Here is a 13,410-nt window from a genome sequence, read left to right on the forward strand (position 1 = left end):
ATTTAGTATGTTTATTAATTATTTTTTCTTCTTTCTTCTAATTCTGCCTGAATACGTTCGTTTAATTTTTTGGAAATCGGATAGAAAAATAAAGCGCACACGCCGATAAAGAAAGTTGATGCAGGAATAAGACTGGCTGAGAGTTTAATTCCAAAAACGGCAGAATCGGTTTGAATTTGGTTTGGAACAAATCCGAATGCATCTATAATTGACCCGCAAATGGCGCCTCCAACACCAAGTCCTGCTTTCAAAGCGAAAACGATTCCGGCAAAAACAAAACCCGTTGCGCGACGGTGATTCACCCATTCGGAATGATCGGCCACATCCCCCATCATCGCCCAAAGCAACGGAATGGTTGGTGCGTAAGCAAGGCTTTTTAAGATATTGATGACAAAAATGGACTCAATATTTTTAGGTGAGACCACATAGAAAAGAGTGGTGAACAATGCCGTCAGTGCCAAACAGACAATAAACACGTTGCGCTTGCCGAATATATTGGAGAGAAAGCGAGACAACAAGATCACGCCCAATAAAGTAATCATTTGCCCGATCATATTAAACAGACTAAACCCAACCGCAAAAACATCACTGTTATCGCGCGCAATCAATCCGAAAGCATCCAAAAACTGATGCCCTGCACCATAACTCTCCCCCGCTTCACTGATTAAACCAACCTTGCTAAGGAACACAAAAAGAGCATCTTTATCCACCACATAATTAAAGTAATAAGACATGCTGCTCCCCCACATGGCTAATGTGATGAATAGGAATAACGTAAGTACAAACATGGCTTTCCATGGTCTGTTTTGTATGATATCCTTAAAATCTTGTTTGACTGATGTTTTCTGGTTTACCGGAGGTTCGATGCGTTCTTTTGTGGTAAAAAACGTGATCACAAACAGAACAACAACAAGAGCAGCAAAAAGAGAAATGGTTAACAGCCATCCTTTCTGCTGGTCGCCTTGTCCAAATTTCGTCACCAGAGGCAAGGTCAATCCTTGTACGACAAAAGTGGCTATAGTCGCAGTTACAAAACGATAGGTTGAGATACTCGTGCGTTCTTTTATATCGGCGGTCATCACGCCTCCTAATGAGGAATAGGGCGTATTGTTGAAGGAATAAATCGACATCAACAGAACATACGTGATGCCTGCATATAAAATCTTTCCGCGTTCCGAGAGATCGGGAGTGGTAAAAGCCAGAACAAAAAAGATGGCAAATGGCAACGCTGTCCATAATATCCATGGGCGATACTTGCCCCATCGGGAGTTGGTTCGATCGGACAAAATTCCCACTACCGGATCGACAAACGCATCAAAAACACGGGCTATCAGTAAAATCATTCCGGCTGCAGTAGCTTTTATACCGAACACATCGGTATAAAAAAACAACTGAAACATCATTGTCATCTGAAAAACCAGGTTGGCAGCCCCATCACCCAGACTGTAACCCACTTTCTCATACCAAGGCACTTTTTGTGTAGCTGTATTCATTACTCAATTTTTTATAGGGTTAATTAATCATTGTTTGATTTACCAATTATCTGTTCTGAAAGGTGAAGCGGGCAAATTTTCCTTGTTGTAAAGATTGGCATTTGCAGGATTATCTGCCCATGCATATCTCACTGCCACCGGTTTTTCAATTTTGTCGCTCCAAACTTTCACGCTGTTCCCCACAATTTCGGCATTTGCCCAAACGAATTTTTTGTTGGCCCCGGCAATAGCAAATTCTTTGAGGGGTAAATTTCCTTTAGCTATTAATCCGCTACCGATTTCCGTGAAATCAATCCAAATCACATTGCCTTTCACTTCCATCGATTTGTATAGAGGACCTGAACTTACTAAGTTTTTTTCGCCATAAGCAATTTTTTGAGCCGGAAGTGCTAATCTGTCGCCAACGTCCTTTTTTCTCAACGGGTGAATGTCGTTCCACTCGCCCAAATCAATAGCGACTGCCATCCCTGTTTTTGGCACTTTCTTCAACGTCATCAGCTGCGATTCACGCAGAACAGCCCAGTTGCTTTCTGACGGTTCACTAACAGGCGGTCCGTAATTGGGTAATTGCACAAACAGGAAAGGTAACTCTCCCTGATTCCATTCACTTCTCCAGTTTTCAATGAGTTTCGGAAGCAACAGACGATATTCCAAGGGTTTGTCGGCATTTGCTTCTCCTTGATACCAAAGAAAACCTTTGATACGGTAATTTGTTACCGGTGCAACCATAGCATTATACAACCCTACCGGTTTCCAACGCACGAAAGTTTGTCCGGCAAGAGGCGGCATTTTGGCTCCCTGCTTCATTTTCCATTCGCCGCTTAAATCAATCGTATCTTTGTCGATAATTAAGGCATACAGTTTATCGGGAACGAATCCACCTTTCCCCATGTTGCTGATAACCCTTACCACGATTTCGTTTTCACCTTCTCTCAGTAAATTTGCCGGAACTTCATATCGACGTGGTGGATATTGATAACTTGTTGTTCCTACAAATTTTCCGTTTAAATAAACCGAATCGGCATCAACAATTCTTCCCAAAATCAGTTTTGCCGGTTTCCCGGCCAAACGAGAAGGAATTTCCACTTTTTTGCGAAACCAAACCGAACCATTTTGAATTTCGGGATATTTATTCGACCAATAACCCGGAATATTCATGGTCAACCAATCAGAAATATCGATATTGGGCACAAACCACGGCAAATCTTTTTGAAATCCTTCGTCGTGTTTTCTCAAATCGCTATACCATCCGTTTATTCGTTCATTGTCTTTTTGTTCGATTTCACGAATGAGATCGTCGTTTTTGAATCGTTGGGCTTCCTGAAAATAGGAAGGAAATTCCTTTAAAGCCTCTTCGCTCATCCACGACTGAATGGGCGATCCACCCAAACTCGCATTGATAATGGCGACAGGTATTTTATATTTTTCGTAAATATTTCTGGCAAAAAAATAAGCTACGGCCGAAAAATCGAGCACTGTTTCGGGATCGGCCGATATCCATTTCCCATTCGGCAAATCGTTTTCCGGCTGCTTGAAATTGTATCGTTGCGGAACAAAAAATTGGCGTATAAAAGTACATTCCGACGTTTTGATTTCATTCTCATAAATCGGAGCTACGCGCCGCATCGGCAGTTCCATGTTCGATTGTCCTGACGCAAACCAAACGTCACCAATCAAAATATCGTGAAGCGTAATTTTTTCCTTTCCACTTTTCACCTGCATTTCAAAAGGTCCGCCGGCTTTTTGCTCCGGCAATATGATTTTCCATTCGCCTGCAGCATTGGCTACCGTGTGATATGTTTTTCCCTTAAAATCAATCGTAATCGCTTCGTTACTTTTTGCCCATCCCCAAATGTTGAGCTTTACATCCCGCTGCAAAATCATTCCGTCGCTCACCAGTTTAGGTAAACGAAGTTGGGCAAAATTCGGCAGCGTAAACAATAAAATTGAAATGCTCAACCAAAATTTCTTAGCTGTAAAAAGTTTTATTTTCATGCTCTTTCTATTTTATTTTCTGCTTTGCTCATCCTTTTTTATCAAATCTTCCAAATTATTCACCGGGCGTTCCATATCGTTTGGAAAAGGCATTTTGCTGAACTGCCGGAAATAGAGCAAACAGGCATCTTTCCACACTTGTGCGTTCATACATTGTTCTCGAAGTTTAATTTGAACTTGCGAAAATCTTTCTGCGTCCACATACCGTTGCACTTGATCCCACGTTTTCTGAAAATCTCGAACCTGCCGGACTCCTTTATCGTAATGATAGCATAATTCGTCCCAAAGTGTTTGTCCATCTTTCATTATAAAATTCCAAGGCAAATGGTGAACCCACAGCAAATAAATATCGGGACAGGTTTGTGAATTGGAAAACATCGACTGAAGTGGTTCTTGGTACTGACTCACGGCATTGCTGCCGGTTGCAGTTCGGTCAAACCCAATTCCAATCGAATCGGCTTTATGATAATAGGGCGACGTCCAATCTTTTCTGACGCCTGTGGGTGCCCACCACGGACCGGGTCCGTAATGGTGATCAGCAGCAAAAAGGTGGTGTAACCCTAACGGCATCATATAATTGACGGCAGCTTCACGACTGTTCAACATCATTTGCTTGACAGGCTGCAAAAAATTGACCTGCCAATCGGCGGAAAAAATGGAATTTTGAGTATCGATTTTGCCGGAATAATCAGCAAAAGTCAACTTAATCCATTCGTCGGCAATTTGTTCACTCGATAAGGAATTATTCCATGCCAATCTTCCGAAAGCATACCAGTTGGATTGTGCAAAAGGATGACCGCACCAGTTGACGTCTGAACCGATATTCGAAACTCCGGCGATTGCTGTATGCTTTTGCGGGAAAATACTGCCATCGGTACAACGAGCCACTGTACTGCCTTTGCCTTCCTGATAGGTGTCACTTTTTAGAAATTCCTCCCACATTGTCGCCAAGTATACCAGATGAACCGATTGTCCCAGATATTCCTGCGTGATTTGAAGTTCGGGCATGACAGAAGTTTTTTTCATTGCTCCGAAAAGTGGACTGAAAGGTTCTCGCGGCTGAAAATCGATTGGTCCGTTTTTCACCTGAATAATCACATTATCGCGAAACTGACCATCCATCGGCATAAATTCCGAATAAGCTTGTTTCGCTCTGTCTTCATCGGAAGGATTATATATAAATGCACGCCACATTACCATTCCACCAAATGGGGAAAGTGCATCTGCAAGCATGTTTGCTCCGTCCGCATGTGTGCGGCCAAAATCCTGCGGGCCCGGTTGTCCTTCGCTGTTGGCCTTTACCAAAAATCCCCCAAAATCGGGAATCAGACTGTAAATTTCTTTTACTTTATTTTTCCACCATTGGGCAACTTCCGAATTCAGCGGATCAGAAGTTTTTAAACCTCCTATCACTTGGGGTGAAGCAAAATTCACCGACAAATAGGTTCTAATGCCATATGGTCGCAGAACATCGGCAATTTCTTTTGTCTTTTTCAAATAATCGGCTGTCAATATCGAAGGCGAAGCATTTACATTGTTGAGTACCGACCCATTTATTCCTATTGACGCATTGGCACGGGCATATTCCTGCCATAACTGCTTATCCGTATATGTAACTGTTAATGAATCTTTGCCTTTTCTCCAAAATATCGAACTACCGGCATAACCGCGTTCAATGGTTCCGTCGAGATTGTCCCAATGATTGAGTATTCGCCTTTCGTAAGAAGGATTGCAAACTTCTTCGTGAATGTTCTCTCCTGTTTGCTGCCGGCGCATTAATTCGTAAACTCCGTAAAGAATCCCAATGTCTGTATTGGCTTGAATTCTGTTTTTGCCGATTCTAAAGCCATCACCCTTAATTGCCTTATCGGATTTAACGACAAGTTCTATTTTTTCATTTGCATTTCTCTGCCAGCCTTGTTGCAATTCCTGCATTGCAATGCTGAGCGTTGGTGATTTTTTGGAGCAAATCACATTCACGGAATTCGTTCCTTTTCCCCGCAACCACAAATCGTGCCCGTCTTCTGCCTGAAGGTTAAAAGATAACAGCACAAAAAATGAAAAAATAGTTATGATTTTTCTACTCATTTGTTTTAATTTGAAATTTACCATGAAAATATTTCAATCCACCATTCGTTTGCTTTCAGGAGCACCGAGATAACTCTTTTTCAAATTACCTGTATCAATGATTATTTTTTGCAATACGATTCCCGGTTCCAATACTCTAAATCGGATGGTATGCTTTCCGGCTGACTGAAACATGTGCGTCGTAATAGTTTCATTGATGCGTTGTGCCTGCCATTTTTCCAGGAGTTTTGTATCGTATTTTCCATTCATGTTTACAATCTTTTCTTCCTGATTATCAACCGAAATGCCATATCTTAATCCTTTGTTGTTGTTGAAATTAAGCGTTGGCGAAACCAATACGTGTATCGGAAAATTTCCTGTTGACCGGGTAATGACGTCATATTCCAGATAAATGCTGTCTTCCGGTGTTGGATATTCGTTTTGCGGAAAAGTAGTTACACCCGATAATGTTTTTCCCAAATTCGGAATCACTTTCCATTCTATTCGCTCGTTTCCTTTCGCACGATTGAAATGTTCGGCTTCAATGGAAATATAACCGGCACTTTCAACAAATTTTTTGTTTTTTTCGTCGGCTGAAGGTGTTACATATTTTACTTCAGGCATTACACGCTGCTTTGGCTCCTGCCAATAGGTATATCCGATACGAATTTGGTCCATCATGTGCTTCCATTTTCCACCTGCAACTTCAGTGTTGTAATGCAGGGTAAGCAGCGAATCGCGTTCGAAACATTTCTTTACTTCATCAGCCCAAATATTCGCTTCGGGATTATTTTGTTTGGCTAATTGTTTGTTTTTGGCAACGGCAAAATACATTTCGTATAAATTGCTGCAAGCATTGATGGGAAACAAAACCAGTTCGTCAAAAGCATCTTTTGTTTCGTCAGGAATTTGTTGGTAAAGTCTGAATGCATCCAAAGCCAATTTCACATACTCCGAAGTTACCTGCTGAAACTCATTGTAATTTTCCAGACTGTAAATCGTATCGTTCAACAACTCCGGCGTAATGCGGTGATTGTATTTTGTGTAAGTATCAATCAGCCGAGCCGATTCTTTGGCATATTTTTCTCCAAACTGCTCAGTACACCATTTTTCGGTATGTTCCCGCAAATTATTGGCAGTAAATTGGTTGGGATTCCATGCCATATCCAGAAAGAACGAAATCGGATATTCCATCGGTTTCAAATCGCCGACGTTAACTATCCAGAGTTTATCGACTCCGTGCCGATAGGTGAGACTCATTTGTTCCCAAATACGTTGTACTTGACTGACATTGATCCATTTATAATTTCTCGGCCCGCCTACATAATCGAAATGATAATACATTCCATAACCGCCTTTTCGCTTCGGAGCATCCGGTAACGGCAACTTTCTTACATTTCCCCAATTGTCGTCGCAGAGCAGCAAGGTTACATCATCCGGAACGCGCATCCCCTTGTCGTAATAGTCCTGAACTTCCTTGTATAGTGCCCAAACTTGGGGCGTTTTGGCAGCATCCTTCCCGGATATTTTGGAAATAATGCTGCGTTGATCGGAAATGATTTTTTCGAGCAATTTTATATTACTTTCTTCGCTCATCGGTTCATCGCCATCGCCACGCATACCGACAGTAATCAGGCATTCTGTTCCGTAAGCTCGTTTAAAACCTTCTGTCCAGAATCGTTTCAGAACTTTTTTATTCGTCTGATAATTCCATTCTCCTTTTCCGTATCTACTCCATTCCACATGAGCACGCGCCATCGGTTCGTGGTGAGAAGTGCCGATCACAACCCCCATCTCGTCGGCAAGCACCGCATTTTGAGGATCATCGTCATAAAAAGCCTTTCCCCACATGGCAGGCCAAAGAAAATTTCCTTTCAAACGAAGAATGAGTTCAAAAACCTTTTCATAAAAATTGTGATTAAAACCACCAAACGTAGCTCTTGTCCAACCACCCAAAGCAGGTTCTTCGTCATTAAGAAAAATACCGCGATAGGCAACGGCAGGTTCGCCGGCAGTATAAACCTCACGTTTGATATAAATATTTTCGGATTTCCGAACAGGAACATCTGCCCAGTAATACCAAGGCGAAACGCCTATTTGTCGGGAAAGTTCGTAAATTCCATAAACCGTTCCTCGTTTGTCGCTGCCGGCAATAACCAATGCTTCGTCTATTCCTTCAAAGGGATGCTTTACGGTTTGAATGATGAATTTTTCATGTTTGCCCAATAAATCGGTTTTATTTATAATATTTTTGTTGGCAAGTTGGTCGATGAATTTGCTCTTGCCAATCGTACCCACAATGAGTTTAACAGATTTTGTTTTTGTATTGTACGTTAAGGCCGGCTTTTTACCGGCAACTGCCAAAAAATCGTTCTGCAAATTCGCTAAGGCAAGTTGTATTGCCACAAAATCGGCAGAATCCGACAAAATAGAAAATGTTGCTTCGTTTTTAGTCGTCAAAGCAAAAACATCATCTCCCCCTAAAAAACACACCAAGTCCGGTGCATTTTGGGCTTTCCCACTCAAAGCGATTATCACTAAAAATCCAAAATAAATTAATTTTCTTTTCATTTTATTCAGCTTTATAAAAACTTTTCAAAAATGTTTTCGCATTAATTCTATAAAAACATTGTTTATCACCGAAAATCCAATTTATTCGATTTTTAACTTCATTAATAGCACTCATTAATTATAATAGATTAAGAGATTGGTTGCTAACTATAAGAACAACCAATCTCTTCGATTAGAATTTCATAATCTTTATCATCAATATCCCGGATTTTGATAAGCCTCTTTCTCCTCCGGCGTCATTTCCATTGCATCCAATTGCCCTTGAGGTATAGGCCTCAGGTAATGATACTTCTCAATCGTTCGAGTATAAGTTTGAGGTGTGTGATCTCCGTAGTTGCTCCCACAAATTTCATAACTAGAAGCCAGTTCTTCCCATTTCTGTGTGCGTATCAAATCATACCACCGGTAACCTTCGCCATAATATTCGCGGGAACGTTCCGCTAAAATGTAATTAATATCAATTGTGGCCGGGGTTGCAGCTATCATAGCGGCACTATTATCCTGAACTTTTGCCATATTTCCATTGTTGTCCCAGCGCCATTTACCTGCACGTGCACGAATCACATTGATCAAGCCGCGAGCCGTACCATTATTGGCATAAGATCCGGCAATAGTTCTGGTTGTTGCTCCTTTTACAGCGGCTTCGGCTGCAATAAAGAAGAATTCGGAAAACTTGGCAATATTAAACGGACGAGTACTCCCTGCGTTTGGCTGACCTAATCCTCCTGCATTGTCGGTACGATAGGGGCCCAGTTTCCATAAACCCGGGTAAACAATTCGGCTGATACCTCTGGGAGAAATTACATAATCTGCTCTACCGGGTAAAACCCCGGCTCCAATATTACTTTTATAGGTTGAGTTACTGTAGTCTATGTCGGTCTGAGGTTCTTCGTTTAGAAAAGTCAATATAGCTCCGCCTGGATTTACCGTGATATTGTTCCCGTTATATACAAATGGTATGTTGGCATTGTTTGGATTTTTGTTCCAGTTTCCCCGATAAACTGTTGTAAAAGTTCCATCGTATCGTGAATCATTGGTTTTGTCGGCAAAAGTTTGTGTAATCACGTTAATAGTAGGGCACATTCTTGTCCATGGACGGCCCAATGCCTGAACCGCTTCACGTTGAACGGAATTGATGGTTTTAGACCAGTCGGGTAAGGTGGCGCTGGTAATTACGGTATAATTCCATGTCATCATCCATCCGGCAAAATTATCCGGCGCGCCTCCACTACCATATGTAAGGCTACCGCCATTGTAATATTCACTTTTCTCTGTATGATCGGCATAAAGCAGTATTTCGTTGTTCCGATCATTCTGTGCAAGGTTTACATCATAATAAGTAGATTGCAAACCATAAGGACCGGGATTTTCGATAGCCGTTGCGGCAATGTCATAAGCCTGTTGAAAATACCATTGGGCATTGTGTCCATCCGGATCAACGCGATCACAAGCAGGATAAGTTGGAATATTATTTGGATTTTCCAACCACCATGCATAAGTTAAATAAGCTTTTGCCAAATAAAGTCTTGCTACAGTCTTTGTAACTCCTCCGGTGACTCTCGGATTATCCGGCAGATCGTTAACGGCTGTTATTAAATCAGGGAATATTGCTTGGGTATAAACTTCCGGCACGGTATTGCGTACAGAGGTTCGTGAAGGTGTAGTATTAAATTTTAATATGCCACTGCCCAAATCCAAAGGAACACCGCCAAAAGTCTGAACCAGCATAAAGTAATCGAAAGCTCTGAAAAATTTCGCTTCTGCTATCAGGGCATCGGAAATAGTTCCAACGGCAGTAGCATTTTCGATAATTCCATTAGCCGTATTGATATTAGAGAAAGCAGCTCCCCACAACACATCGGCACGGCTACTGCTTGCAGTAATAGAACCTACTCCTGAAAGATCCATATCTTTAAAATTAGCATCAGCACTCTGCGCGTAGGTTGCCTCGTCCGTACCCGTGAGACAAGTATTATAATAATAGGCTTGACCATAGATATATCGGAGATGGCCATATAAGGATGTTATTCCCCCCATTACTCCTTTTTCACTTTTGAAAAAGCCGGGTTCGTAAATACTGCGAGGTTGTTCTTCTAAGATATCGGAACATGCAGTCAAGGCTATTAGGATTGTTCCTATTATGAATTTAAAATCTATTTTTTTCATTATTTTCATGTTTTAGAATGATAAATTAATTCCAATCAAGTAATTACGAGTAGAAGGAGTATTCGTTCCTATCGTTAACAGACGTGATCGATATGTATCTGTAACCGCAACATTTTCATCACCATAGGAATTGGTTTCAGGATCCATGCCGGACTCACTATGGTAGGGCGAGAAAAATACAAATGGATTTTGAACGCTGCAATAAACCCTTAATTGATTGATGCCGGCTTTTTTTACCCAATCTTGCATGAAATTGTATCCCAAAGAAATATTACGTATCTTTAAATAAGAAGCATCAAAATAACCCAGTGTAGTGCCGTATTTTGGATTATCACCTGATAACACACCGGCCGGATTAGGATATTTGGCATCGGTGTTTTCGGGTGTCCAATAATCTACCTGCACATTTCCTCTACGGCCTGTCATCATATTCAAATATCCTGCCGACGAATAGAGGGTACTGATAAGGATTCCTCCACTTTTAAAAGCCCCCACTACGTTCAGGTCGAATCCTTTATAAGCAACGCGCGTATTAAAACCGCCCTGAAAATCGGGATCAACACCCATAATCTGTCGGTCATCCGGCCCAATTTGTCTAACGGGTTTTCCGTTATCATCATAATCGCCTGTGTATTTTACTTTTATCATACCTTCATTTCCACCTGGTTCGAGTATTGAAAGATATTGATAATCCTCATCGGTTTTATTCCAAAGGCCGATCTTTTCGTAATCATAAATACAATTAATCGGATAGCCGACAAACCACCAGTTAGCTTCATCACGTGTTTGTCCGGATGCCAGGGCAACCAATTTGTTTTTATTGCCATAGAAGTTTACTCCGGCTTCCCATGTCCATCCATTCACATTTTCCAATATGGTCCCATTAAGAGACAGTTCCCAGCCTTTGTTTTGAGATTCGCCTATATTCGCCATATAGCTGCCGACACCGGAGGTATTAGGCAAATTCACCCCTAACAGAATATCTTTTGTATTGGTTACATAATATTCCAACGAACCTGAAAGCCGATTATTAAGTAAAGTGAAATCCACTCCATAATTCCATGTTTCAGAATATTCCCAGCCTAAATTTGGATTTGGGAGCTCTGAAACGTAGTATCCTGTGGAATAGGTGTCCCCAAAATTGTAAGGTCTTGTGCTCAATAATCCCAGTGTTGCATACGGATTAACTGCTTGGTTGGAAGTCTGTCCATAACCGGCACGCAGTTTCAGCATATTTATGGAAGAAATATTTTCCATAAACGATTCGTTTTTAATGTTCCATCCAAGCGAGATTGCCGGATAAGTATGCCATTGATGTCCCGGAGCTAATCGGGAAGACCCATCAGAACGCAAAACGGCGGTTAACATATAACGATTATCATAATTATACATAATTCGCCCCATCCACGACTTTAATCCGCTTTGATAATAGTTCTGGTTGTTTGGATTAATCGTAATTTCACCTTGAGCTGTACCCAAATTATAAAATTGGAAATGATCCGCAGGAATATCTTTTGCAGAAATATTAGAACTGTTGTAACTAGTTTCTTCAGCCGAATACATTCCCATTATGTTTAACTGATGTTTTTCGGCAAACGTGTGGTCGTAAGTCAATAAGTTTTCTACGACCCAACTGGTAGTTAACGAATTGCTGATTGAAGCTGTAGATGGAGTGGTAGGTACCGAGCTGAATACTCCTTGGCCTGTATAGCTGCCTCCATTCGTGTTTCTATAATTCAAACCGATATTGATGCGATACTTTAACCCTTCAACACCCGGAATCTTTGCTTCACCATACAATGTGTTATATGAGCCAAATGCTTTGCTCTGGTCTTTCCACTTATCACCTAAATTTTCGATAATTTCTCTCGAATAAACCCATTGTTCATCCAAAGGCATCATGACTGTTCTTTTCCACGTGCCATCTTCATTATAAGGATTGGCTATTGGAGAAAGACTTAAAACACCATACAGCCCCAAGCTGCTTCCATTGTTTACAGAATAATTGTTGTTGGTGGTAATGCCGAAGCGTAAATAATTTCCTATTCCCTGTTCGAGTGCCCCGCGCAATGTAATTCGATTATAGTTTTGTCCCGGAATTACGGCCTCTTCCTGGTAGTAATCTGCGCTAAAATTATAGTTCCCTTGTTTAGTTCCGCCTAAAATTGCCAAATTATGATCGGTTACCATGCCTGTTTTATAAAAAAGATCTTGCCAATCGGTATTGACATCGTCCGATTCGTCTTTTGCATTCTGAAATTTTCCTGCTGCTTTACGTAAAGCCACAAATTCGGGACCGTCCATCATAGGGTATTTGGCAAAAATATCTTTGGCCCCATAATATCCATTGTATGATATTCGAGCTTTTTGTCCTACGGTTCCTTTATTTGTTGTAACTAAAATTACGCCATTGGCTCCACGTGAACCGTAAATCGCCGTTGCAGAGGCATCTTTTAAGATATCGATACTCTTAATATCGTTTGGATTAATATCACCGATTGATCCAGCGAATGGTATTCCATCCAAAACAACCAAAGGATCGTTGCTTGCATTCAACGAACGAGTCCCACGAATACGAATTTGCATAGCTGCTCCGGGTTTAGAAGAAGTTTGAGCCATTTCCACGCCGGGTATTCGTCCTTGCAAGGCCTGAGTAATATTGGAAGAAGGCATTTCTTGAAGAACATCTCCTCTTACAGAAGCTACCGAACCGGTCACGGCTTCTTTTCGCTGCGTTCCATAGCCTATTACCACTAATTCTTCTAATGCCTGCACATCCGACTCCATGACAACATTCAAGGTGGTTTTACCATTGACAGGAACTACAAGGTTTTTCATTCCTACAAATCTGAATTCGAGCGATCCGTCGGCAGGGACATTCGGTAGAATGTATTTCCCGTCTATGTCTGTGACAGTTCCATGTGTAGGGTCACCCGATACAATTACGGTTGCACCGATAACCGGCTCGTTGTTTTCATCGGTTACCGTCCCACTTACCGTGATGTTTTGAGCAAACACACTTAAGGATATTATCCACAGTATTGCGAATAACCATCCTTTTACTTTAATCGACACATTTTTGTTTTTCATTTTTCTCTAATTTGAATAAAATAATACA

General features: G+C 41.3%; 6 protein-coding genes. All 6 read right to left on the bottom strand.

The window, feature by feature from the left end; genetic code table 11:
- Positions 1–14 precede the first annotated feature (14 nt).
- The 6 genes from EJN84_RS05895 to EJN84_RS05920 all read right to left on the bottom strand — a co-directional run bounded on the left by EJN84_RS05895 (position 15) and on the right by EJN84_RS05920 (position 13,382).
- Complete coding sequence (locus tag EJN84_RS05895) at positions 15–1,493, bottom strand: MFS transporter (protein ID WP_129594542.1); 1,479 nt, start codon at positions 1,491–1,493, stop codon at positions 15–17.
- Positions 1,494–1,532: 39 nt separating this feature from the next.
- Entirely contained in the window at positions 1,533–3,488 is a 1,956-nt protein-coding gene (locus EJN84_RS05900; RefSeq protein ID WP_129594543.1) for a sialate O-acetylesterase, read from the bottom strand.
- Between the two features lie 12 nt (positions 3,489–3,500).
- On the bottom strand, positions 3,501–5,576 hold the full coding sequence (locus EJN84_RS05905; protein WP_129594544.1) for an alpha-glucuronidase: 2,076 nt from the start codon (positions 5,574–5,576) through the stop codon (positions 3,501–3,503).
- A gap of 33 nt (positions 5,577–5,609) precedes the next feature.
- Positions 5,610–8,126, bottom strand: a complete 2,517-nt coding sequence (locus EJN84_RS05910) for a glycosyl hydrolase 115 family protein (RefSeq protein ID WP_129594545.1) — start codon at positions 8,124–8,126, stop codon at positions 5,610–5,612.
- Between the two features lie 195 nt (positions 8,127–8,321).
- Positions 8,322–10,292: a RagB/SusD family nutrient uptake outer membrane protein gene (locus tag EJN84_RS05915; protein ID WP_129594546.1), complete on the bottom strand. Its 1,971-nt coding sequence runs from the start codon at positions 10,290–10,292 to the stop codon at positions 8,322–8,324.
- Positions 10,293–10,304: 12 nt separating this feature from the next.
- Complete coding sequence (locus EJN84_RS05920) at positions 10,305–13,382, bottom strand: SusC/RagA family TonB-linked outer membrane protein (RefSeq protein ID WP_129594547.1); 3,078 nt, start codon at positions 13,380–13,382, stop codon at positions 10,305–10,307.
- Positions 13,383–13,410 lie beyond the last annotated feature (28 nt).

Source organism: Seramator thermalis (assembly GCF_004138125.1).
Lineage (GTDB): Bacteria > Bacteroidota > Bacteroidia > Bacteroidales > Dysgonomonadaceae > Seramator > Seramator thermalis.